This is a genomic window from Bradyrhizobium sp. CB1015 (genome assembly GCF_025200925.1).
Classification (GTDB): domain Bacteria; phylum Pseudomonadota; class Alphaproteobacteria; order Rhizobiales; family Xanthobacteraceae; genus Bradyrhizobium.
Map to the genome: position 1 here is coordinate 3,821,303 of NZ_CP104174.1, position 23,708 is coordinate 3,845,010.

At 65.0% G+C, this 23,708-nt stretch carries 24 protein-coding genes; 6 read left to right on the plus strand and 18 right to left on the minus strand.

Annotated features, from left to right (window positions below; translation table 11 throughout):
• Positions 1-33: 33 nt before the first annotated feature.
• From N2604_RS17435 to N2604_RS17505, 15 genes are all read right to left on the minus strand, one after another.
• Positions 34-1,092 carry a UDP-glucuronic acid decarboxylase family protein gene (locus N2604_RS17435; RefSeq protein ID WP_260375843.1) on the minus strand — a complete coding sequence of 353 codons (1,059 nt, stop codon included), beginning with the start codon at positions 1,090-1,092 and terminating at the stop codon, positions 34-36.
• An 11-nt stretch (positions 1,093-1,103) separates the two neighbouring features.
• The gene (locus N2604_RS17440; RefSeq protein WP_260375844.1) at positions 1,104-2,228 is read right to left on the minus strand and encodes a glycosyltransferase; all 1,125 of its coding nucleotides are present in this window, start codon (positions 2,226-2,228) and stop codon (positions 1,104-1,106) included.
• Positions 2,225-3,313 carry a glycosyltransferase gene (locus N2604_RS17445; RefSeq protein ID WP_260375845.1) on the minus strand — a complete coding sequence of 363 codons (1,089 nt, stop codon included), beginning with the start codon at positions 3,311-3,313 and terminating at the stop codon, positions 2,225-2,227. The genes N2604_RS17440 and N2604_RS17445 overlap by 4 nt, the downstream gene beginning before the upstream one ends.
• Positions 3,310-4,440, minus strand: coding sequence for a glycosyltransferase (locus N2604_RS17450; RefSeq protein WP_260375846.1), 1,131 nt, complete (start codon positions 4,438-4,440; stop codon positions 3,310-3,312). Before N2604_RS17450 ends, N2604_RS17445 begins: the two co-directional genes overlap by 4 nt.
• A complete protein-coding gene (locus N2604_RS17455; RefSeq protein WP_260375847.1) occupies positions 4,437-5,549 on the minus strand; it encodes a glycosyltransferase family 4 protein in 1,113 nt (370 codons plus the stop codon). The genes N2604_RS17450 and N2604_RS17455 overlap by 4 nt, the downstream gene beginning before the upstream one ends.
• The gene (locus N2604_RS17460; protein ID WP_260375848.1) at positions 5,546-6,832 is read right to left on the minus strand and encodes a TIGR04295 family B12-binding domain-containing radical SAM protein; all 1,287 of its coding nucleotides are present in this window, start codon (positions 6,830-6,832) and stop codon (positions 5,546-5,548) included. Before N2604_RS17460 ends, N2604_RS17455 begins: the two co-directional genes overlap by 4 nt.
• On the minus strand, positions 6,829-7,890 hold the full coding sequence (locus tag N2604_RS17465) for an SDR family NAD(P)-dependent oxidoreductase (RefSeq protein WP_260375849.1): 1,062 nt from the start codon (positions 7,888-7,890) through the stop codon (positions 6,829-6,831). Before N2604_RS17465 ends, N2604_RS17460 begins: the two co-directional genes overlap by 4 nt.
• The gene (locus tag N2604_RS17470) at positions 7,890-9,002 is read right to left on the minus strand and encodes an NAD-dependent epimerase/dehydratase family protein (protein WP_260375850.1); all 1,113 of its coding nucleotides are present in this window, start codon (positions 9,000-9,002) and stop codon (positions 7,890-7,892) included. The genes N2604_RS17465 and N2604_RS17470 overlap by 1 nt, the downstream gene beginning before the upstream one ends.
• A gap of 196 nt (positions 9,003-9,198) precedes the next feature.
• Positions 9,199-10,404, minus strand: a complete 1,206-nt coding sequence (locus N2604_RS17475) for a phosphopentomutase (RefSeq protein ID WP_260375851.1) — start codon at positions 10,402-10,404, stop codon at positions 9,199-9,201.
• Positions 10,392-11,342 (minus strand): beta-xylosidase, encoded by a 951-nt coding sequence (locus tag N2604_RS17480; protein ID WP_260375852.1) that lies wholly within the window; start codon positions 11,340-11,342, stop codon positions 10,392-10,394. Before N2604_RS17480 ends, N2604_RS17475 begins: the two co-directional genes overlap by 13 nt.
• Positions 11,339-12,106, minus strand: coding sequence for a TIGR04290 family methyltransferase (locus N2604_RS17485; protein ID WP_260375853.1), 768 nt, complete (start codon positions 12,104-12,106; stop codon positions 11,339-11,341). Before N2604_RS17485 ends, N2604_RS17480 begins: the two co-directional genes overlap by 4 nt.
• Entirely contained in the window at positions 12,103-12,903 is an 801-nt protein-coding gene (locus N2604_RS17490; RefSeq protein WP_260375854.1) for a nucleotidyltransferase family protein, read from the minus strand. Before N2604_RS17490 ends, N2604_RS17485 begins: the two co-directional genes overlap by 4 nt.
• 2 nt (positions 12,904-12,905) lie before the next feature.
• Positions 12,906-14,009, minus strand: coding sequence for a glycosyltransferase (locus N2604_RS17495; protein WP_260375855.1), 1,104 nt, complete (start codon positions 14,007-14,009; stop codon positions 12,906-12,908).
• Positions 14,006-14,602, minus strand: coding sequence for a histidine phosphatase family protein (locus tag N2604_RS17500; RefSeq protein WP_260375856.1), 597 nt, complete (start codon positions 14,600-14,602; stop codon positions 14,006-14,008). The genes N2604_RS17495 and N2604_RS17500 overlap by 4 nt, the downstream gene beginning before the upstream one ends.
• Positions 14,602-15,702, minus strand: a complete 1,101-nt coding sequence (locus N2604_RS17505; protein ID WP_260375857.1) for an inositol-3-phosphate synthase — start codon at positions 15,700-15,702, stop codon at positions 14,602-14,604. Before N2604_RS17505 ends, N2604_RS17500 begins: the two co-directional genes overlap by 1 nt.
• Before the next feature lie 337 nt (positions 15,703-16,039).
• On the opposite strand from N2604_RS17505, the gene N2604_RS17510 reads away from it, so the two are divergent.
• From N2604_RS17510 to N2604_RS17525, 4 genes are all read left to right on the plus strand, one after another.
• Positions 16,040-16,327 (plus strand): hypothetical protein, encoded by a 288-nt coding sequence (locus N2604_RS17510; RefSeq protein WP_260376240.1) that lies wholly within the window; start codon positions 16,040-16,042, stop codon positions 16,325-16,327.
• A 12-nt stretch (positions 16,328-16,339) separates the two neighbouring features.
• Positions 16,340-17,260, plus strand: a complete 921-nt coding sequence (locus N2604_RS17515; RefSeq protein ID WP_260375858.1) for a hypothetical protein — start codon at positions 16,340-16,342, stop codon at positions 17,258-17,260.
• A 319-nt stretch (positions 17,261-17,579) separates the two neighbouring features.
• Positions 17,580-17,798 (plus strand): DUF6894 family protein, encoded by a 219-nt coding sequence (locus N2604_RS17520; RefSeq protein ID WP_260375859.1) that lies wholly within the window; start codon positions 17,580-17,582, stop codon positions 17,796-17,798.
• A gap of 14 nt (positions 17,799-17,812) precedes the next feature.
• Complete coding sequence (locus N2604_RS17525) at positions 17,813-18,283, plus strand: metallophosphoesterase family protein (RefSeq protein ID WP_260375860.1); 471 nt, start codon at positions 17,813-17,815, stop codon at positions 18,281-18,283.
• 27 nt (positions 18,284-18,310) lie between these two features.
• Here the strand turns inward: N2604_RS17525 and N2604_RS17530 are convergent, their stop codons facing one another.
• Positions 18,311-18,493, minus strand: a complete 183-nt coding sequence (locus tag N2604_RS17530; protein WP_212256679.1) for a hypothetical protein — start codon at positions 18,491-18,493, stop codon at positions 18,311-18,313.
• 444 nt (positions 18,494-18,937) lie between these two features.
• On the opposite strand from N2604_RS17530, the gene N2604_RS17535 reads away from it, so the two are divergent.
• Entirely contained in the window at positions 18,938-19,183 is a 246-nt protein-coding gene (locus tag N2604_RS17535) for a hypothetical protein (protein WP_260375861.1), read from the plus strand.
• Between the two features lie 277 nt (positions 19,184-19,460).
• Positions 19,461-20,357, plus strand: a complete 897-nt coding sequence (locus N2604_RS17540) for an SIR2 family protein (protein ID WP_260375862.1) — start codon at positions 19,461-19,463, stop codon at positions 20,355-20,357.
• 97 nt (positions 20,358-20,454) lie between these two features.
• Here N2604_RS17540 and N2604_RS17545 read toward each other — a convergent pair whose 3' ends face one another.
• Together N2604_RS17545 and glgX are read right to left on the minus strand one after the other, a co-directional pair.
• Positions 20,455-21,459 (minus strand): patatin-like phospholipase family protein, encoded by a 1,005-nt coding sequence (locus N2604_RS17545; RefSeq protein WP_260375863.1) that lies wholly within the window; start codon positions 21,457-21,459, stop codon positions 20,455-20,457.
• Between the two features lie 4 nt (positions 21,460-21,463).
• Positions 21,464-23,701: a glycogen debranching protein GlgX gene (glgX, locus tag N2604_RS17550; RefSeq protein ID WP_260375864.1), complete on the minus strand. Its 2,238-nt coding sequence runs from the start codon at positions 23,699-23,701 to the stop codon at positions 21,464-21,466.
• Positions 23,702-23,708 lie beyond the last annotated feature (7 nt).

Here is a 23,708-nt window from a genome sequence, read left to right on the forward strand (position 1 = left end):
GTGCGGTGATCCGCCAATGATGATCCTTCACCGCTACTCGGACATCGTCAGCCGGCCGCGTGCGGGATGGCGCGTCCTGCGCGCGGCGATGGCCGGCACGAGCGTGGGCGATTCCCCGGCGAGGCGGAGTGCAAAATAGGCAATGGTCGCTTGAAGCCCGTCCTTCAGCGCCACCTTCGGACGCCATCCCAGGATCTTCTCGGCGGCATCGATCACGGGCTTGCGCCGCCTGGGATCGTCCTTCGGCAGGGGCTCGAAGCGCAGCGGGGACGCCGATTCAGTGCATGCCAGCACTTCACGGGCGATCGCCTCGATCGTGACCTCGTGCGGATTGCCGAGATTGCAGGGACCGCTGACCGAGGCGGAGCTCTCCATCAAGAGCTGAAGCCCCCGTACCAGATCGTCGACGAAGCAGAAGCTGCGGGTTTGCGTGCCCTGGCCGTAGATCGTGATCGGCTCTCCGCGCAGCGCCTGCACGATGAAGTTGGAGACGACGCGGCCGTCGTTCTCGAGCATGCGCGGGCCATAGGTGTTGAAGATGCGCGCGACCTTGATCTCCATCCCGTGCATGCGCCGGTAGTCGAACATCAGCGTCTCCGCGGCGCGCTTGCCCTCGTCGTAGCAGGCCCGCGGCCCGATCGGATTGACGTTGCCGAGATAGGATTCCGGCTGCGGATGCACCTCCGGGTCGCCGTAGACCTCGCTGGTGGAGGCCTGAAGGATCCGGGCGCCCTTCTGCCGCGCCAGTTCGAGCAGGTTGATCGAGCCCAGCACGCAGGTCTTCATCGTTCCGACCGGATCGACCTGGTAGTGGCGGGGCGAGGCCGGGCAGGCGAGGCTGTAGATCCGTTCGATCTCGCCCTCGATCTCGATGGAATCGCGCACGTCATGCTCGATGAAGCGGAAGTTCGGGTGGTTGAGCAGGGGCCGGATGTTGTCGGTGGTCCCCGTGAACAAATTGTCCAGGCAGATCACCATGCTGCCGCGTTGCAGGAGCGCGTCGCAGAGATGCGATCCGATGAAGCCGGCGCCGCCGGCGACCAGGATAGTCGGCGAGCGGCGGGACGCGTGGATGCGGGTCTGGAGCGTCATGATGTGGCCTTTCAGAGTTGGGCGACCTGCATGGGGCGAGCGACGGGGAGTGGCGCTGTCTTGCGGCGGCGCCGTGCGGCTGCCTCGGCGTAATAGGTCTCCAGCTGCCGTGCGCGATGGTCGGGGGTGTGATCGGCGAGAACCCGCCGCCGCGCGTTGTGCGCGATCGTGCGCCGTTGCTCCTCCGGCATGTCGCGCAGGATCTCGGCGACCTCGCGTGGGCTGGTTGCCAGCAGGATTTCTTTCGACGGCGCGAAGATCGTCTCGATACCGGGCCACCGGTCCGAGATTACGGGCGTGCCGCAGGCCGCGGCTTCGAACAGCCGGACGCTTGGGGAGAAGCCCAGCGCCTTCATGTCGGCGCGGGTGGCGTTCAGCGTGAAACGCTGCGCCGTGTAGAACTCCGGGTGCTGCTTGGGCGAGAGGTGCTCGATCCGGGCGACGTTGGCGGGCCAGGCGATATTGTCCGGATACTGTGCACCGGCGACGACGAATTTATCGGTCGGCAGCGTGCGCGCAGGCGCAAGCAGCAGCTCCTCGAGAACGGGCTGCCGGTCCTCGCTGTAGGTCCCGAGATAGCCGAGCGACCATTTCGGCTGCCTCTGCTTCGCTGCGTAGGTCTCCGCATCCGCGCTGCAATAAAGCGCACGCGCCAGCGGACTACCGTAGCTCTGCTCGATCATGCCGGGCACCGGTCCGCCGGTGAAGGACAGATAGAGATCGAAGCGCGGGATCATTGCCGCCGAGAGATAGTTGAGGCCCTGCTCGAGCCGCGCCAGGGTAACGGGCGTGTCGATGTCGTAGAACGCGGTGACGCCCCTCGCGTGGGTCGTGGTCCATTCGGCGATCGCGATGCCGTCAGGAACATAAGAGCCGATGATCACCAGATCGGCATCGCGGATCAGCTTGCCGAACTGGCGCGGAACATCCTTCAAGGATTGGTACAGCTCGACCGTCCAGGCAGCGGGCTTGGTCAGGTCACGGTGATCCCGATACCAGGGCACGTCCCGCTCCAGGAACGTGACGCGGTGACCTCGTCGCGCCAGCGCTTCGATCAAGGCGCGGTAGGTCGTAGCATGACCGTTGCCCCAGGACGAAGTGACCGAAAGACCGATGACGACGATGGAGAGATTCATTCTGCTGCCTCGATTCGGGAGCTGTGGGCGACGAAGAGATCGTTGAACTGGCGGGCGCGCTGCCGATAGGTGTGCTGGCTGAGAATGCGTGCGCGGGCGCGCCGGGCGATCGACCGGGCCCGCTCGGGATCGAGCGCGGCGAGGTGCTCCGCCACCTCGGCCCCGTCAGCGGCCACCAACACCTCGCGGTCCGGTTCGAGGAAATGATCGATGCCGGCCCATTGGTCGGTGATCAGGCAGGCGCCGGCACCGATCGCTTCGAACACACGCGTCGGCGGCGAGAAGCCGTAGCGCGCCATGCTGTCGCGATTGACGTTCAGCGTGGCGAGCCCGGAGCCGAAAAACGCGTTGTGGTCGGCGGTGCCGACATGGCCGATCTTGCGCAGATTGGCGGGGGCGTCCTTGTCGTCCCAGCCGGAGCCGCCGAGCACGAAGGACTTTTCGGGCAGGCCGCGTGCAACGTCGAGGAAGAAATGCCCGACGCGCGTCTCGCGGTCAGGCAGGCGGTTCGCCAGCAGGCTGAGATCGCAGGCAAAGCGCGGATTGGGCGGCGACGGAAAATGCGTAGCCGGATCGAGCGCGTTGTAGATCGGCACGCAGTCCCGCGCGCCCACCGATCGATACGCCGATACGACGGGCTCGCCGCCGCCATAGGTCAGGACCATGTCGTAGCACGGAATCGCGCGACGCAGATGATGCTGCGGATCGCTTTCCATCGCCTCGAGCGTGGCGGGAGCATCGACGTCCCAATAGATCCGCATCAGCCGCGACGGCAGCGCGGCGACGGCGTTCTCCAGCTCGAGATCAAAGACGCCGACGCCGCTGGCCTTGACCAGCATGTCGGTCGATTGTGCGGCGGTATCGAGCGAGCGGCCCCAGCCGTCCGAGGTCGCGGGATAGACGACCACCCTGGCCCAATCCGGCTCGTCGATGTCGCGATGTGACTGGCGCTCGAAGGCGTCCGGTTCGTAGAAGGTGACCTCGTGGCCCAGCGCCGCGATCTCCTTCAGCACGCCGCGATAGTAGGTGGCGGCGCCATTCCAATAGGACGAGACGAGACTGGATCCGAAGAAGCAGATCTTCATGCAACGGCTCCGATGTCGTGCTGAGGCCGTGCCGGGCGGCCCGAATCCCTGAGGTCGGTGACGATGTCGATGAGCTGCTCGGCGCGGTGGCGGCAGGTATGACGATCCCTGATGACCTTCAGGCCGGTCGCCACCATCGCGGCAGAGAATTCCGGATCGTCGATGACGGTCCGAAGCGCATGCTTCATCTGCGCGCCATCGGCGACGCTGAGATAGGCGCCCTCGGGGAACAGGCCTTCCGCATCCGACCAGGGCGCCGAGACCAGGGGAATGCCGCAGGCCAGCGCCTCGAACACGCGAATGGTCGGGATGCCCGGGAGCAGGGCGACGTAAGGCCCGCGCGGCACATGGATGGTCGCGCGCGCGCCGGCGAAGGCGACGGGGGCCCAGTGCGCCGGCAGCCAGCCGCCATAGCGGATGCCTGCGCTCCTGATGGTGTGGAGTGCGTCATCCGAGTAACGGACGCCATGAACGCTCGCGCGAAGCTTCAGCTCCGCCACGGGCGCGACCAGGAACTCGTTCAGCTCGGCGCTGCGCTCGCCGTCGCCCCAATTGCCGATCCAGACCAGATCGCCGGTTCGCTCGACCTGCGGCAGCGGATGATACAGCGCGACATCGGCGGCCTCGTGCCAGGTGAAGACCCGGTCGGCCCAGCCGAGCTTCAGATAGATCTGCCGAAGCACCTCGCCGAAAGCGAGCACGCCGTCGAAGCCGCCGAGATCGAACTGCGCAAGCTCCTCGGGTGCGCTGACCGCGCGGTGATGGGTGTCGTGAAACAGCAAGGTGAAGGACGCGCCTTGCGCCCGCCTGTGCCCGATCCGCGCGATGAGATCGGGCGAATTCCATTCATGCACGATGACGAGATCGGCGCCATCAAGCGCCCGCTCGAGATCGAGGCTGGTATCGTAGCGGCGGATGTCGATGCCGGAAAAGAGCGCCGGAATGTCTTCGATGGCGTGACTGCCGCCTTCGCGGATCGCGCTCAGCCGGCTCCAGCCGTCGATGGGTTCGAACACGACGACCTCGTGCCCGAGCGCATGGAGCTCGCGCGCATAGCCACGCAGGAAATGCGCGTTGCCATTGTTCCAGCAGGAGGTGAAGGCATGATAGAACAGGACGCATTTCATGCGCGCACCCCGATCTGGCTGGCCGCCGCGCTCGTCCGGCTCGATGCGATCAGGTCCTGGTAGAGACCAAGATAAGCGCTCGTCATGCGCGTCAACGAATAGGTCAGGGATTGCTCATAGGCGGCGCGCTGCAGCTTTGCTCGACCCATGTCGTCAGCGCAAAGCTCTGCCAGAGTCCGGTGCAGCGCGTCGCTGTCGGTGGGATCGACGAACAAGGCGGCGCCGCACCACAATTCCCGGAACGTCGGGATATCGGAGAGGACCAGCGCGCAGCCCGCGGCGGCGGCTTCCAGCACCGAGAGACCGAACGGTTCATAGAGCGCGGGGCTGACGAAGATCGCTGCATGCTGCAAGCGCGTCTCCAGCGCCGCGTGCGGCAGCTCTCCGAGCCAGCTGACACCCGCTGGCAGATGTGCGTCGATAGGACCGGCCACCTCGACCGGCCAATCCAGCCCGGGCGCGGCGGCGGCGAGCGCTTCGATGTTCTTGGCACGATCCCACAGCCGTCCTGCCGCGAAAATCAGATCCTGCTTTCGTCCAGAGGGCGCGCCTGGCGCAATTCCGTTCCAGATCACCGCGCCGCGCGATCGCGGCTGGTAGATCGCCGTGATGTCGTCGTGGAAGGCCCCGCTCGGACAGACCCAGGCCTGCGCCACGTCGAGCGCCGCGGCGGCCCTTTCGCTGTAGCGGCGCCATCTCGGCTCGCCAAGCCAAGCCGTATCGTGGCAGGCGAGCGCCCAGGAGTTCACGCAGGAATGCGCGACCAGTACGGTCGGGGCCTGCCAGGCAAAGGTCGCTTCGCGAAAGCTGTTCAGATGCACGAGGTCGGGCACCAGTCTGGCTTCGAGGTTCGCAAGCACGCGCCTTGCGTCGGAAACGTTTCGCCCCTCCGGGTCCTGCCATTCGAGTGCGAGGTCCGTTTCGACCAGGTGCACGCTGGTCTCCTGCAGCATCTGACGCTGATGGACGCGGGCCCGCGGACCCAGCGTCGCGAGCGTGACGTCGGCGCCGGACGCGGCGAGACTCCTGGCGAGGGCGCAGGAATAGGTCCAGACCCCGCCAACCGTGTCGGTCGTCATCATGATCCTGATGTCGCCGCCACGGTTCATGAGGCCACCTGGAGTTCGAGGCTGTCGAGCGGGACGGGACGATCGTTCTGCACGTCGCTGAACTGGTCGAACATCGCAAGATAGTGCCGGTGCGCGCGCTCCCAGGCGACATCGTCGGGCTCGCCCCAGAGCTTGCGGTAGTCGGGAGAGCCGGGATAGGGATAGAGCGGCACCGGATCGTTGGCCCAGACGCCGGCATCCTGCATCGTGCGGCGCCAGCGCTGCACGACGGGATCGTCGTCCTCGGGCACCTCGATCAGATTGGCCTGCACGAAGGGGACGTGGCGGCGGGCTTCGACCAGCCGGTCGGCGAGCTGATCCGTCGTCATCTTGCAGTTCTTGGCGAGGGCCGTGCGTCCTTCCACGGTGAGGCTCTCGATGCCGGCTTCGATGGAGACGCAGCCGGCGCGCCCGAGCAGCGCGAGCATGTCGGGCTTCCAGAGGTCGATCCGCGTCTGCACGCCGAACTTCAGCCCGAGCCTCGTCAAGCCCTCCAGGAGCTCGCGATTGGGAAGAAAGATCTCGTCGATGAAGTAGACGTACTCGATGCCTTGGCTGCGCAGGCGATCGATCTCGTCGAGAATGATCGCGGGCGGCCGCTTGCGATAGGCGTTGCGGAAATTCTCCTTGGCGCAGAACGTGCAATTGTACGGACAGCCGCGCGAGGCCTCCACCTCGGCGCCCGGCGCGGTCGGCTCGGCTTCGAAGCGGTGATGATGGTGATGGTGACGCCGGATCATCTCCTCCGGCCAATCGAGCGCGGGCTGATCGTTGAACGCGACCGCCTGTGGGCCGCCATTGACCCGGAGTGAAGCACCGTCGGCGTAGGACAGGCCGGGAAAGTCGCGTTCGCCGTTGGCAAGACGGAGCAGGGACGCCTCGCACTCGCCCATCACGACGATGTCGGCGCCGAGCTTCCTCAAGGCGGTCTTCGGCGTGGTCGAACCATGCGGGCCGACCGCGATCAGGGTCGGCGCAAGGTCCCGCACCGCGATGGCGAGCTGCTGCGGCACGCGAAGCTCGGGCGGGGCGCAGCGCCAGAACAGATAGGTCGGTGCGGTGGTGAAGACGATCTGGTCGGGACGAAAGGCGCGCAGCTCGGCCTCGATCTCGCCGAGGGAGAGATCGAACATATGCGCATCGAGCAGCAGCGTAGTGTGGCCGGCGACCTTCAGATTGTGCTCGGAGATACCGAGCTCGAGCGGCAGGTGAGGCGAGCGGCAGCCGAAATAGATGCTGCCCGAGAAATCCCAGTTGGGATTGATAAGGGCGACCCGCGTCATGCCAGGGCCTCACTTCTGTCGTGTGATCCGAAGCGGCTGTCGAGCCAGGTGTGGAGCGAGCGCAGGCCGTCGGCGAGGGGCATTTGCGGCGTCCAGTCGAGCGCGGTGGCAAGCGCGCGCGTGTCGGTCACGTACCAGGGCTGATCGCCCGGTCGCCAGTCCGCAAAGCGATAGCTGACCTTGCGGCCCGTCAGCTCGGTGATGCGGTCGATCAACTCGAGTAGGCTGACCGCGTTCGCCGGGCCGCCGCCGAGATTGAAGACGCGCCCGCGGGCCAGCGCGATGTTGTCGAGCGCCGCGAGCCAGGCGCTCACCGCGTCCGACACGTGCAGCGCATCGCGGACCTGTTTGCCGTCGCCGTAGATCGTCAGCGGATTGCCGTTTATGGCGCTGAGCAGGAAATGCGCGATCCAGCCCTGGTCCTCGGTGCCGAATTGCCGCGGCCCGTAGATGCAGCTCATGCGCATCACCACGGTCTGCAGCCCGAACACCCGGGCATAGTCGTGGACGTATTGATCGGCGGTGCCCTTGGAGCAGCCATAGGGGCTGTAGAAATCCAGCGGCGCGCTCTCCGAAATGCCCCCGGCGAGCAGATCACTGACCGGCGTGTAGCGGCGGCCGGCGAGCGCGATCTCGCTGTCCTCGATCAGGCGCCCGTAGACCTTGTTGGTCGAGGCGAAGATCACCGGCGCCGAGGCATTGTGCAGGCGGACGGCTTCCAGCACGTTCAGCGTGCCACGCGCATTGATCTCGAAATCGGCCGAAGGGTCGTTGACGCTGTCGGTCACCGCGACCTGAGCGGCGAGGTGCAGCACGGCCCGCGCCTCGCGCACAGCGTCGATCACCGGAATGGGGTCGCGGATATCGGCCACCGCAATCGCGACACGGTCGCCATGCCGGGATTTCAGCCATTGCGCGTTCTCGCGCACGCCGGCGCGGACGAGATTGTCCAGCACCAGCACGTGATCGCCTCGCTCGGCGAGACGGTCGGCGAGATTGCAGCCGATGAAGCCGCAGCCGCCGGTGACCAGGACGGGCCTGTCGTCTTGTTCACTCATCACGCGACCAACCCTCGTTGCAGCAGCTCACGGGTCGCCCGTTCCGCCTGATCGTCGGCGATCTGGTCGGCGAGGTAGCCGGCGAGCTCTTCAAGTCCGTCCTTGAACGCGACATGCGGCTCGAAGCCGAGCAGGTCCCGCGATTTACCGATATCTGCAAAGCAGTGCCGGATGTCGCCGACACGGTATTTCCGCGTGATCTCGGGAGCGATCTCGCACCGTCCCATCACCTGCGCCAGATCATCGGCCACGGACAGAATGGTGCGGCTCTGGCCCGAGCCGACGTTGAAGACGTCCTGGGTATGGTCGGATTCGAGTGCCATGCGGCAGGCGCGGGCGACGTCATGCACGTGGACGAAATCGCGTCGCTGCAGACCGTCTTCGAAGACGAGCGGCGGCCGGCCGTTGAGCAGCCGCGCGGCGAAGATGGCCAGCACGCCGGTATAGGGATTCGAGAGCGCTTGGCGCGGACCGAAGACGTTGAAGAAGCGCAAGCCGACGGTCGGAATGCCGTAGGCCTTGCCTGTTATCAGGCACATGCGCTCCTGCGCGTATTTGTTCAGCGCATAGATCGAGCTCAGCGACGGCCGCTTGGTCTCAGGGGTAGGCACGGGATCGAGCGCATGGCCTGCGGCATCCCGCAATTCCCACTCGCCCTTGCGAAGCTGCCCGATCGATCGTTCGTCGCAAGCGACGACGCTTCCGACGGCGTCACGATAGAGGCCCTCGCCGTAGATGCTCATCGAGGATGCCACCACCAGCCGTGCGACCGGTCGCTTGGCCAGGGCCTGCAGCAGCACGGCGGTACCAAGCTCGTTCGTCCTGACATAGGGCTCGATGTCGTACATGCTCTGGCCGACGCCGACGGCGGAGGCGAGATGCAGCACCATGTCGGCGCCGCGCAAGGCCTGTTCGACGGCGGCTGTATCGGTGACGTCGCCGACCACGAGCTCGGCATCGTCGGCGAGATAGGCCGGCCGCTGACGATTGCCGCCATGGACCTGCGGAGAGAGATTGTCGAGAAGGCGAACATCGTAGCCGGCCGCGAGCAGCAGGTCGGCCGTATGCGAACCGATGAATCCCGCGCCCCCAGTCATCAATACTCGCGTCATTCACCGCTCCGTGCGCATGGGACCGATCCGTTGGGGACCGGCCGATGATGAGATTTGAAGCGCGCTCTTGCTTGGTCGGGCGACCTGCGCGCCAGTCACGTCTGGGAATTAGAAGCGGTGCAAGGAATGTTCGTTCCTGCGAAACCTACAAACGAAAATTTCTCTAACCTGGATCAATAACCCAGGTGAATCCCGGCTAGAAATACGCCCCATGAAGTGACGCCGGCAGGTCGAGATGTCTTGCAACGGTCGCCCCGATGTCGGCAAAGCCGGCGCGTCGGCCCACCGGAGACGTTGACTGTGCGGCCCACGCGAGGATCGGGACCTGCTCGCGCGTGTGATCGGTGCCGCTCCAGGTCGGATCGCAGCCATGATCGGCGGTGATGATGAGGAGATCGTCGCTTCGCAGCCGGCTCAGCAGTTCGGGGAGGCGGGCGTCGAAGGCTTCGAGCGCCGCTGCGTAGCCGGCGACGTCGCGACGGTGGCCGTAGAGCGTGTCGAAATCGATGAAGTTCGCGAACAAAAGCCCGCCTTCTGCAAGGCTTGTCAGCCCGTCGAGCGTGGCATCGAAAAGCGCCGCATTGCCGTCGCCGCGCAGGTTTCGCCCGGTGCCGCGATGGGCGAAGATGTCGTCGATCTTGCCGATCGTCACGATGTCGCGGCCGGCAGTTTCTGCAAGGTCGAGGATGGATCGCTCGGGCGGCGGTACGGAGAAATCGCGCCGGTGCGAGCTGCGCTTGAAGTTGTTCGCGCTCGTTCCGACGAATGGACGGGCAATGACCCGGCCGATGTTCAGGGGATCGACCAGCCGCCTCGCGACCGTGCAGACCTCATAGAGCCGATCGAGCCCGAACGTCTCCTCGTGCGCCGCGATCTGGAACACGCTGTCGGCCGAGGTGTAGCAGATCGGCTCGCCGCTGCGCATGTGGCGCTCGCCAGATTCGGCGATGATGTCGGTGCCGGAAGCGTGGCGATTGCCGAGGATGCCGGGCAGTCCGGCTTGTTCGCACAGCTGCTCCACGAGAGCGCGCGGGAAGCAGGGTTGGACCTTGGGAAAATAGCCCCAGTCGAACGCGACAGGCACGCCGGCGATCTCCCAATGGCCGGATGGCGTGTCCTTGCCCCTCGATATCTCGCTGGCGCAGCCATAGCGCACATGTTGAACCCGGCCGTCGAGCCCGGGCGGGACGCGCCCCGTCGCAAGGCGGCAGGCCTCACCCAGTCCCAGCGCCACGAGATTGGGCAGGCACAGCGGGCCCTCCCGTTGCGGACTATTGGCACGCCCGGCCATGCACGCATCCGCAATGTGGCCGACAGTGTCAGCACCCTCGTCGCCATAATTGACAGCGTCGGGCGCCGCGCCGATTCCGACGGAATCCATCACCAGGATCAGGGCACGCATGTCGGCTCCCTGATCGGTGGAGAGGCGCCAATGGAGGAGGCGAGACCGGTCTTCGTGCAATAGCGCTCGACCATCTGCGCGCAGAAGCCGGCGAACTCGTTGACGCCGAGCGGCGGGCTGGTGTGATGAGGTTCGAGACCGCGGTGTTCCGGCGTGAAGCAGAACGTCACGGTGACCTCGAACTCGGCCAGCGCGTCCATCTGGCGGTCGAACCAGTCCAACGCGTTGGGGCGGAAGCTGTCGGCCCATGACAGGCCGGTCCGCAAATGCCTCACGCCGAAGCGGCGCATCCAGCGCACGGCGTCATCAAGACGATGGTCCTCGAAGTGAAACCACTGGCACAGGCCCATGTCGGCGGCATATTGCCCGAACAGCTCCGCGGCGGCTTTCGGCGTTCCATCCTCGCGCAGCAGGCCCATGTGGAAATGCCGGTAGTAGGAGGACCCCTCCGCCTCCTTGTGCCGGGTGGTCGCCTCCCAGGCCGAAGGGAGATCGTAGAGGCTGTACCAATGGATGCGCGGCGCGCGGCCGATCAGAAGATCGGCGGTGCGCGACAGGCCCCACGCCTGCACCTCCTCGGCGCCGAACGAGGAGACGCCGACCTCGGTCACCCAGACCGGAAGCGAGGTGACGGCCCTGATCTCCTCGATCTTGGCCGGCCATTCTCCGATCTGCCATAAATTCCAGTCGAGCGGAAAGCCGTGCACGGCGACGGCGTCTACGTGATCGAGCACGCCGCGCGCCTGCATGTTGCGCATGAAGGACGGGTCGATCGGCGAGATGCCGCCGAGCACGCGCGGCAAGGTCGGATGCGCGCTGCGAATGGCCTTCCCGGCCGCGAGCGCCAAATTTGCAAACATCGCCCAGTCCGGGTCGATCAGGAGGTCCCAATGCGACTTGTTGTTGGGCTCGTTCCAGATCTTGGCCGCCTCGATCATCGAACCGCCTCCCGTGACGGATAGACCGGCCCGTCAGCCTGCGGCCGCGCCGTGCGCCTGCACAGATAGACTTCCTCTTCCGGATGGGCCGCGATGGCAAAGCCGGCGCTACGCAGCATGGCCTCGACGCACGCGCGATTGGGCACCCACCAATTGGTGGGGTCGTCGGCATATTTGTGCTCGATGAAGTGCAGCTTCGGGTAGCCGGAGGAATCGAACTGGTCGGTGGTCCAGAAGTCGTAGTCCTTCTCGATCGCATCGACCCGGCTGTCGCCGCGCTGCATCGACTGGAACAGCAGGAGATCGCCGGCGACGTGCTCATGGATCAGGTCCAGCGCCAGCAGCGGGTGTCGCAGATGGTAGAGCACGCCCATGAAGATCACGAGGTCGAATTTTTCGCGGAGCTGCCCGACATCATAGGCCGACATCTTGCGGAATTCGATCCTGAGCCCGTTCACCTCGGCCGCGAAGCGGGCCTGGGCCAGATATTCCTCGTCGGTGTCGAGGCCGAGCACACGCTCGGCGCCGCGCCGTTTCATCTCCATGGCGTAGAAGCCGGCATTGCAGCCGATATCGAGCACGGTCTTGCCTTCGAGCCGGTCCGGGATGATGCCGGAGAAGCGCTGCCACTTCACATTGGGATAGTCGCCGAGAAAGTGCGACGGTGCGGTCGGCACGCCCTTGAGGTCGAGATTGTGAAACCATGGCCCCAGCGCATCGATGCGCTGGCGGATTTCCTCGCGGGAGAGGGCGCCTCCGGTCATGCAATCGCTCCGTTGTTCACGGTGACCGGGCGGGCCCCGTCCGATGAGGCGCGGGCCCGCAACTTGGAACGGCCCTCGGCGCTCTCGGCGAGCAGGGCCATCGCCGTGCGATAGCCGTCGATGGTGCCGACATCGACGTAGGACTCGCCGGCCTTGACGCCGATGCCGTTGCCGCCGGCCGAAAGATAGGCATTGACCAGCGTCCCGAAATATTCGTCGCGGCGTTCGCGTGCGTGCCATAGCGACTGGAGCTGGCGGAAGCCGTGCGCCGACATCTTGAAAGCGCCCCAGATCCAGCGCGAGGCTGCATTCGCCTGCTTGACCTGGATCTCCGTCACCTGCTCGCCGTCCAGCACCACCGCATCGAAGAATTCGGGATGCTCGACCGGGAACAGCAGGAACGAGAGATCGGCGTCGGGCAGCGACTGCAGGGCCGCCTTGGGAAACCAGACCGTGTCGGGCAGGCCGACCATGACATCCTCGTGCTGCCCGACGACGGTCCTTGCCCTGAACACGGCGTCGCACAGGCCGGAGGCTTCGGGCTGCACCACATAGGCGAGCTCGGCGCTGCCGTAATGGTCGCCGAAATATTCGAGGATGTCGGACTTGCCGGGCGAGATCACGAAGCAGATCTTGTCGGCACCGCCGAGGATGAGGCGCTCCAGCAGATATTCGGAGACGGCGCAGGGGCGGTCCGTACCGTCGTCGCGCCGGCTGCCGACCGGCAATAATTCCTTCGAGAACGCAAGCGGCTGGATACGGCTGCCGCGGCCCGCGGCCGGAACGATGCCCCACATGATCAGGCCTCCTCGATTTGTTGCCGGCTGATGCGGCTCGACGTTATCTGCTCGAGCATCGAGATCAGTTCACGCGCCCGCTTGTCCGATGTGTGCTGGTCCATGGTGCGGTCATAGGCGCGCCGGGCAAGGCGCCTGAGCTCGGCATCCGGCATCGCCAGCGCGGCGAGCGCGTCGTGCTCGTCGCGTACGATCAGGATCTCCTCTCCGGGCGCGAAGAAGTCAGCTATTCCGGGCCAGTCGTCGCTCAGCAGCGGGACACCGCAGGCCGCGGCCTCGAACAGCCGGCCGGACGGGCACCAGCCCATCTCCGCCATGGCCCGCCGGGTGACGTTGAGGGTCAGCCGCGATGAGGCAAAGAACGGCGCATGCTCGGACGGCGGCAGGTGCCGCACGAAATAGATGTTGGGCGACCACGGGAAATCGTCCGGATATTGGGCGCCGCCGATCAGGAAGCGGAGATCCTGGCGCGCCCGCGCGGGCGCGACGAAAAGTGCCGCGAGCGTGCGCTGGCGATCTTCGGAGTAGGTGCCGAGATAGGACAAATCGGCTCGATAATGCGGCTGCGGCGTGACCGGATGGTGGATATCTGTGTCGACATGCCCATAAAGCGCCCGGGTGTCCCCCGCTCCGAGCCGATTGCGGAATTCATCCTCAACATGAGGTCCGCCGGTAAAGCTGAGCACCAGCTCAAAATCCCGCAGGCCGCGCGGGCCGATATAGGGGACGGATTCGCCGGCGATGAGCTTTGCCAGCGTGACCGGCGTATCGAGGTCGTAGAACACGGGAACAGCACGAGCTTCGGAGAGGATCAGCTCGGTCGCGGCAATCGCATCGGGACAATAGGAGGTCACGATCGCGACGTCGGCGTCACGGATCTCGGCGCTTGCCGCCTGCCGCACATCGTCCCAGTTCGCGAACAGCCGGAGCGCGCCGCCCGGCAGTTCGTGGAGATCCCGGGCACCGGCATAATAGGGAACGTCGCGCTCGAAGAACACGATACTGTGTCCCGAACGCGCGAGATGCTTGCAGAGGCCGCGCCACAAGGTGGCGTGACCGTTGCCCCAGGACGAGGAGATTGTCAGGCCGAAGATGACGATCTTCACGCCGGCACCCGCTGGTTGATCCCGGTGATCTTCATGCCGCTTCTGTCGGCGCGGAGCGTGCTGATGCTGGCAGGATCGATCTCGATCGAGAGAAACTGGTCGAGCGGCGTGCGCGAATAGTGCAGGAGCGCGGCGCGGATCGGCTCGGCGTGGCTGACGAGGACGACGGCGTCGAGATTGCGATCGCTACGCAGCTGCTCCAGATGAGCGACCACGCGGCGCTGAAGCGACCGCATGCTCTCGCCACCGGGCGGGCGGCTCGTGCCGCGTCGCCCATTCCAGCGCGACCATCGAGGATCCGGCGCCAGGTCGTCCAACGATCGTCCGGTCCATTCGCCATAGTCGAGCTCGTCGAGGGCGGGGACGATCTCCACCGGCAGCCTGAAATGCGCGGCGAGGATGCAGGCCGACTGCATGCAGCGCCGTTGCGGGCTGGACTGAATGAGCGATGGCCGCCGCGCGATGGTGCCGGCACAGAGAGCCATCTCCTCACAGCCGAGATCGTCGAGCTCGACGCCTTTCATCCGGCCGCACAGGATGCGGCCGAGCAGGGCATGATGACCGTGCCGGACGAGATGGATGATCCTGGCCATCACGCAAATGCCTTGTCGTCGATGAAGGCGCGTGTCCGCCGTCCGGCCTCTTCGTCGGTGAACTGCTGCGGCGGTGATTTCATGAAATAGCTGGAAGGGCCGGTGAGCGCTCCGGCCTGGCCGCGGTCCATGGCGAGCTTGGCACAACGCACCGCGTCGATCACGACGCCTGCCGAATTCGGGGAGTCCCAGACCTCGAGCTTGACCTCGGCGCTCAGGGGAACACCGCCGAACGTCGTTCCCTCCAGGCGGATGAAGGCGAGCTTGCGATCGGTGAGCCACGGCACGTGGTCGCTCGGTCCGACATGGATGTTGTCGGGGTCCATAGGGACGTCGAACTGGCTGGTCACGGCCTGGGTCTTGGAGATCTTCTTCGAGGCGAGCCGCTCCCGCTCGAGCATGTTCTTGAAGTCGGTGTTGCCGCCGACATTGAGCTGATAGGTGCGGTCGAGCCGAACGCCGCGGTCACGGAACAGATTGGCGAGCACGCGATGCAGGATGGTGGCACCAACCTGGCTCTTGATGTCGTCGCCGACGATCGGCAGGCCGGCCTCCTCGAAGCGGCGCCGCCACTCGGGATTGGAGGCGATGAAGACCGGAATGCAATTGACGTAGCCGCAGCCGGCCTCGATAGCGCGCGCCGCATACCACTCGCTGGCGCGCTGCGAGCCGACCGGAAGATAGGATACCAGAACGTCGGTGCGGGACATCGCCAGCACTTCGGACACGTCGGCCTCCGGCACCTCCGCAATCGGAACATCGTCGGTAAGATAATGGCCGATGCCATCCAGGACAGGACCGCGCTGCACGATCACGCCTGTCGGCGCGACGTCGGAGAAGCGGTGCGTGTTGTTCGGCGCCGCGAAGATCGCATCGGCGACGTCGCGGCCGACCTTGTTGGCGTTGACGTCGAAGGCCGACGCGATCTGGATATCGCTGATATGGTAACCGCCGAGGTCCGCATTCATCAGTCCCGGCACCGGCTCGTTCGACTTGGCGTTCCGATAGTAGGTGAGGCCCTGAACGAAGGAGCTCGCGCAATTGCCGACGCCGACGAGTCCGACGCGCACGCGGCGCCTGTCTTGAAGACGAGAATGCATGGAATGAAGCCCTCCGGAAACACGCGGCGTCGGTGCGAGAGTCGGTGTAAGTACGTCGGCGAACGTGCGGAAGGTATGTTCGTTCCTGGAAAGGAGATGCGGGCGGCACGCCTTGGCCGATTCATCGCGACAAAATGCGACGAGCTTAACATGGGATAGATTCCCGAACCGCCAGCCGGGAACGAACGGCTTTCATGATGAAGATGAAGAAGATGATGCTCGCCGCGCGCGACCGCTTCGTATCTGCGCGAAAGAACAAATCATTCCGGCCGGCGTTTCTCGGCCATGGTTCGATGCGTTGCCGGGCTCATCGCCCGGCCAGTCAGCGAGGTGTGACATGACGTCGAAGGCGCAAAGCAGCGAAGCCCACGAGACCACCGATCATAACGTCATCCGGAAATGGGCCGAAGAGCGCGGCGGGAAACCCGCGACCGTGAAGGCGACGGAGGAGGATGGTCACGCCGGAATCCTGCGCATCGATTTCGATCCGCCGGACGAAGCGCTGGACCGCATCAGCTGGGACGAGTTCTTCGAAAAGTTCGATGAGGCCGGCATTGCGTTTCTGCACCAGGACCGGACCAAGGACGGCAAGCTCAGCCGCTTCGACAAATTCGTGCGACACTAGCGACGGCGCGAGATGGCTGGCAGCTGGGCCGAGGCGATCAGGGCGGGCGATTTCACGCGCGCCTGGATGATCAACGATCGCGATCTGCTGGAGAGCGCGCATCCGCCCAAGCACACCGGCCCGCGCCATCTGCAGCGGATCTGGCGCGGCGAGGACCTCAAGGATAAGCACGTGCTGGTGCGCTGCTATCACGGACTCGGCGACACCATCCAGTTCCTGCGCTTTATGAGCCCGCTTCGCAAGATTGCGCGCAGCGTGACCCTGTGGTGTCAACCCGGGCTGCTGCCGCTGGTCGCGGGCGCTGCGGGCGTCGATCGTGCGATCCCGCTGCATGATGGCGCGCCCGAGATCGCTTTCGAGGTCGACATCGAGATCATGGAGGTGCCGCACGCCATCCGAGCGCGCCGGGATCAGGTCGAGATGCGCGGTCCTTACCTGGCGCTGCCGCCAATTGCCGTTCCGCCGCCCCGAAGAGAACAAGGGCTGGCCGTCGGCCTGGTCTGGAAGGTCGGTGAGTGGGATAAGCGGCGGGAGGTTCCGGCCGTCTTGTTGCGCGATCTCGCGGGAGACGGCGTCACGCTGTATTCGCTCCAGCGCGGCGCCAGCACCGAAGAGCTCGCGGCGATGGGAGCGCGGGACGTCAGCACGCCCGACATCATAGCTCTCGGCCATCGCCTGCGGCAGCTCGATCTCATCGTCTGTGTCGACACCATGGTCGCACACCTTGTGGGTGCGCTCGGATGCGAGGCCTGGGTCTTGCTGCATGCCGATTGCGACTGGCGCTGGCCTCCATCCGGCGCGCGCTCGTTCTGGTATCCGAGCCTGCGCCTGTTTCACCAAAGACGGCCGGGCGATTGGGGCCATGTTGTCACCGAAATCCGCAACGCGCTGCGGGCGCGCCTCGAAGCAGATCGAGCCACTGCGGCGATATGATTTCCAGACCATTATTCCCAAGACATTGCTAAGGAACGAGCGTCGCCCACGCGGTTTGGAGCAACATCCTCGCGACGGAAACACGCTCATGCAAAGTTCTGACGCCGGTGTGTCGACCTCCAGCCTGTCGCGGGTGACAGACAACGGCGCATGCGTGGTCCGGCAATGCATAGGCCCTGGCGTAGTCGCCGAGCCCGGTGCCGAACGGGCCGTGGCCTCCGTCCACCGTCACGACGTCGCCGCCGGACCGCAGATGGCTTCCAGGCCGGAACGAAGCTTCGAGACGGGGCGTTCCTGCGGGAAAACCTGAGGGCCAGACGTGCCGCGCTATCATTTTGATTTGGTGGATTCTAAAACCGTGGCAGACGAAGGAGGGGCCGAGTTGCCGGATGACATGCAGGCCCTGGATGTCGCCGAAGAAATTGCGCGGCGCCTGCTCGAGCAGCGTCCCGAGCTCAAGGGCCGCCACTTCTCGATCCTCGTCACGAACGATGATGGTGAGGAAATCGGCCGGGTGCCGTTGGACGTAGTGCACTGAAGCGATGATCTGACATGACGTTCAGGATTGGGGTGATCGCCGATACGCATGGACTGCTGAGGCCCGAGGCGGAGCGCTGCCTCGCCGGCGTCTCGCACATCATCCACGCCGGCGACATCGGCGCCCAGGCTGTGATGGACGGGCTTTGCCGCATCGCGCCCGTCACCGCGATCAGAGGAAATGTGGACCGGGGCGCGTGGGCCGAACGCTTTCCTGAAACGCAAACGCTGCGCCTCGGCGGCCGCAGCTTCTACGTCCTGCACGACCTCAACGAGCTGACGATCGATCCTGCCGAGCGCGGGATCGACGTCGTGGTCTCAGGGCATTCCCATCGCGTGCGGATCGAGACCACCAAAGGCGTGCTTTATCTGAACCCTGGCAGTGCGGGGAAGCGACGCTTCAAGCTGCCGATTACCCTGGCAACGCTCGAGCTCGATTCGGGCGGACCGCTGCGGCCCGTCATTCATGATCTCGACAGGATGTGACGACCACAGACCGCCAGCAGTCGCTGCCTAGTGCGTCTTCGATTTCTGCCAACGCTCCAGATCGACCGGCGGCCGTTTCGGATCGATCTGATCCTTCTCGGGATTGCCTTGCCATGGCTTGTTCGTTTGCCGGTGCGTCGGCATGTCCGTCTGCTGGCGCGGATCGTCAAGCGGTGTCTCTCGCGGATCGTTCTCAGTCGCCTTTGGCATATGTTTCCCTGTCGCGCTCGCACGAAGGCGTTGTGCCGCCGCCCTTTAAAATAACCCAGGCGACAGCAGAGTGTTCCTTGCGGCCATTGCTTAGGCTCGCACTGCGGCGACGATCGGCGCAGGAACGACCCCCTGCGCCAGCTCATTGCTCCATTTCGCGACTGCGAACACCGACACAGGAGCAGGACATGTCAAAAATGCCTCCCGCCCCGAAGAACAGCGGAGCAACAAGGGACCCGGTTCCGATCCTGCCGTCGAGGCGACAGAACGGAGCCGGGCTGCGAGAACTTCGACACCCGGGGCCGCCACGGCAACATCAAGCAGAACACGACCAATCAGGGCTACCAGCAGGATCGATGATGCGCGACCTAAGCAGATGTAGTGAGAGACGTTCGATGAGCAGGACGGGTCTCGTGCTGATCGCCGTGCTGGCGGCCGCCTGTCGTGGCAACGCGCGCCTTGGGCAGCTTCAAGCATCGCAAGCGAAAAGGCGATCGCAAGCGCACCATGAACGTTGCCGTCTTTCCCATGAAGGTGCACGGGCGGGAGCGCTGGTGGCCCGAGAAGGGAGAGCGGGACGCCAGCTGGGTCTCGCCCAAGACGGCGGCGCGCCTGGTGCACAAGGCGCAGCTCCGGCGCCTGATCGCCCGCTTCGCGGCGCAAACGTGCGCGAGGCATTCTCGCAGTTGAGCCGGTGAGGTTCGGGCTATGGCAACTGATCACTTCCCTTGCGGCCATCCTTCGAGACGCCCGCTTGAGGCGGGCTCCTCAGGATGAGGACGGAGTGAGCGGCTGCAGTTCAAAGGGCAGTGACGCTGATTAGCCTCATCCTGAGGAGGCGCGTAAGCGCCGTCTCGAAGGACGAGGCGTGCGCGCTGGCCGCCCCGACAAGTCAAATGCGATAGCTCTGCCGATGAGGGATGGTTCAGCTTTAGGAACGCCTCGCGAGCCCGATCATTCAAACTTGATGGACCAACAAAGGACAGGGCTCATATCCGAGGAGCGGCCGCCTCATGAAATCCTGGCAGCGGCGATCGAGCGACGCCGCGCGGTCCTGTTCGTGGGCGCCGGCGTCTCGATGGCGGTCGGCTTGCCGTCCTGGCAATCGCTGATCGATCATCTCTTGGACGATCTCGGCCTCGAACCCAATGTCATCGACGGAATGCACGGCGGCTATCAGATGCTCGCGGAATATTACCGGATCAAGCGCGGCGGAATCGGTCCGCTGCGCAGCTGGCTCGACCGCAATTGGCGTGTCGATCCCGAGAAGATCGCCGCTTCAGAGCTGCACCGGATGATCGTCGAGCTGGATTTTCCGGTCATCTACACCACCAATTACGACCGCAACCTCGAAACCGCGTTCGACGTGCTGAAAAAGCCCTTTGCGAAGATCAGCAACGCGAAGGAGATCGCGAGCGCTCGTGCCGGTGTCACCCACATCATCAAGTTTCACGGCGACTTTGACGACGATGCCTCGCTCGTTCTGACCGAGACCGACTTTCTCAACCGGCTCGCCTTCAATTCCCCGCTCGACATCCAGTTTCGCGCCGATGCGCTGGGAAGCACGCTGCTTTTCGTCGGATACAGCATGTCCGATCCGAACATCCGGCTGCTGCTGCACCGGATCTGGCAGATCTGGGACGAGTCCGGGCACAGCCAGGACCGGCCGAGATCTTTCGTGTACGTCGCGCAGCGCAATCCGGTGCAGGAGGCCGTGCTGGCGAACTGGGGCATTACCACCATCGCCCCGCCCGACGATATGGCTGCCGATGACGGTCTCACGCGGCTGCTGCGCGACATTCGCGAGCGGCTCGGCGGCAAGACAGCGAGCAGCTCGGGTCCCGACACCGAGCGACATCGCTAAAGCATGATCCGGAAAAGTGCGGAGCGGTTTTCCGGAAAGATCATGCGCACGCAAAAATCGGAAGCGCGATGACGATTCGTCCAAATCGCATCGCGCTTTAGGGCCGCCGCACGCTGCAGATCTCGTTCGGGTCTGGCGTGAGGCTTGCGGCATATTGCATGTCCAGAAAGCCGGCACGCCAGCGCTGCGCCATGGCTGTCTCAGATAAATCGAAGGATTTTTCCGGCCCGGCTTCCTCGCGGCCCGGGCGGTAGCTCAGGAGATAGATCTCGTCGTCGTAGTGGAGGTCCTGAAGCTCGGCGCGGAGCTGACGGGCTTCCAGAGCGTAGCCAAGGCGCTGGAAGGTCTGGTTGCCAAAGGTCAGGTCGCTCTTGCGCTCGGACGCGGCCTCGAGCCCGTCAGGGACCTTGCCGTCGCGCGGAAACAGATCGATCACATAGAGGCGGAGCGGGCCTGCAGTTTCAAGGATCGGGTCGAACGGCGCGTTCAGCGAGAACCCGCCGTCGACGAGCCAGCGGCCGGCGATCTGCACCGGAGCGAATTCGGGGAGAAACCCGCAGCTGGCCAGGATATGGTCGATTTCGATCCGCTCCGACGCGGTGTCGAACAACACGGCATCGCCGCTCTCGACGTCGGTGGCGCAGATCGTGACGCGCGGATCGCCGCCGTTCAGACGTCCGAAATCGATCAAGCGCTGCAGGCGTTCGCGGGTCGGGCCGAGATCGTAGAGGCCGCCGTAGTGAGAAGCGGGAATCGGGAGGCGGGGATGGAAGAAGCCCGAATGGCCCAGCACGCGCGTATTGATCGAGCTCAGCCACGCGAACGCATGGCGGCCCGCGTTCGGCACCTCGGTTGGACTGCTTGGCGCATGCCAATAGCTGCGTAAACTCCGCAGCCGATCCTCGCGCGGGCTCCCCGCGATCAGCGCGGCCGTGATCGCCCCTGCCGACGAGCCGGTGACCCAGTCGATCGGCAGCAGAAGAGAGGTGAGTGCTTCAAACACACCGCCATGATAGGCGCCGAGGCCGAGACCGCCCGAGAGCGCGACGGCGGTGAGAGGGCGCTCGGCTGCGGTCGTCCCTTGATCGCGAACGGACGGCACGAGGCTACTCCGGCAGAGGCGTGTCGGCGATGTCCAGCAGCGCGCCGAGACCTTGGCGGAGACGCCGCGTCGCGATGCTGTCGTTCGCAAGGCCGAACACCACGAGCGAGCGCGCGGTCACCGCGTAAGCATGCCCGAACTCGAACTCGGCCATCGGCGCGTCGGGCCGATTGGTGTCGATCAGGCCGAGCCAGCTGCGTCCCTCGGTGACCTCCGGGAGGGTGAAGTTCACGACGTCGTGGTGCGCGTTGTAGATCAGCAGCATGGTCGCATCCGAGCCGCGGCGCTTGATCCCGGTCTCCTGCGCACGGCCGTCGAGCAGCATGCCGAAGCATTTGGCGTTGCCGTCCTGCCATTGCTCCGTCGTCATCTCCTCGCCGGATGGCGAGAGCCAGGTGACGTCCTTGACGTCGAGCTCCTCGTTATGCGAGCCGACCAGGAAGCGGCTGCGGTAGAGGATCGGAAACGCCTTGCGGGTGGCGATCAGCTTGCGCACGAACTCGCGCAGGCTGCGGCCGTTCGCGGTGATGCCCATCCAGTTAAGCCAGGTTATCTCGTTGTCCTGGGCGTAAGCGTTGTTGTTGCCGTTCTGGGTGTGCCCGAACTCGTCGCCCGCGAGCAGCATCGGCGTACCGTGAGACAACAGCATCGTTGCCAGCAGATTTCGCTTCTGGCGCTCGCGCAAGGCGGTGATCTCCGGGTCGTTGGTCGGCCCTTCGACGCCGCAATTCCAGGAATGGTTGTTGCTGTGACCGTCGCGATTGTCCTCGCCATTCGCCTCGTTGTGCTTGTCGTTGTACGAGACGAGATCGGTGAGGTTGAAGCCGTCATGGGCGGTGACGAAGTTGACGCTGGCCCAAGGCCGGCGTCCGCGCTTGTTGAAGAGGTCGCCGGAGCCGGAGACGCGCTTGGCGAAGTCGGCCAGCGTGCCCGGATCGCCCTTCCAGAAGGCGCGCACCGTGTCCCTGAACTTGTCGTTCCACTCGGCCCAGCCCGGCGGAAACTGACCGACCTGGTAGCCACCGGGCCCGATGTCCCAGGGTTCTGCGATCAGCTTGACGCTGGAGAGCACGGGATCCTGGCGGCAGGCGTCGAGGAAGCCGCCGCCTTCATCGAAGCCATAGGGTTCGCGCGCCAGGATGGTGGCGAGGTCGAAACGGAAGCCGTCGACCCGCATCTCGGTCGCCCAGTAGCGCAAGGAATCGGCGACGAGTTGCAGCACACGCTGATGCGAAAGATTGACCGTGTTTCCGGTTCCGGTGTCGTTGATATAGTAGCGCTTCTTGTGCGGCAGCAGGCGGTAATAGCTGGCATTGTCGATGCCCTTGAACGACAGGGTCGGGCCGAGCTCGTTGCCTTCGGCGGTGTGATTGTAGACGACGTCGAGAATGATCTCGATGCCATGGGCATGAAACTGGTTGACCATGGCCTTGAACTCGTTCGCGAACGGCGTCTTCAGGTAGCGCGGCTCCGGGGCGAAGAAGGCAATGGAATTGTAGCCCCAGTAATTGCGCAGGCCTTTCTCGATCAGATAGCTGTCGTCGACGAAGGCATGGATCGGCAGCAGCTCGGCGCTGGTGATGCCGAGCGAGCGCAAGTAAGCCGGGATTTCCGAATGTGTGAGGCCCGAGAATGTGCCGCGGTCGGCTTCCGGCACCAGCGGATGCAGCTGGGTAAAGCCCTTGACGTGCATCTCGTAGAAGATCGTGCGTTCCCACGGCACTTCCGGCTTCCGCGCCATGCCCCAGGTAAAGGCGGGATCGATGACGCGGCATTTTTGCATCAAGGGCGCGCTGTCGCGTTCGTCGTAGGAGAGGTCCTTGTCGGCGTGATCGAGCTGGTAGCCGAACAGCTCCGGTCCCCAGCGGAGCTGGCCGACCAGCTGCCTGGCGTAGGGATCGAGCACGAGCTTGTTGGGATTGAAGCGGTGGCCGGCGTCGGGTTCATAAGGGCCGTGGACGCGATAGCCGTAGACGGTGCCGGGGCGGGCGGAGGGCAGATAGCCGTGCCACACCTCGTCGGTATATTCGGGCAGCTCGATGCGCTCGAGCTCGGTTTCGCCGGTATCGTCGAACAGGCAGAGCTCGACCTTGGTGGCATGGGCGGAGAACAGCGCGAAATTGACGCCGAGGCCATCCCAGGTGGCGCCGAGCGGGAAGGGTCTGCCTTCGGTGATCCGGGTGCGGCGCAGGCGCGAGGCCGTCCGCGACAGGGCGTCGTCTGAATGTGCTGGCTGGTCCATCTCCGCC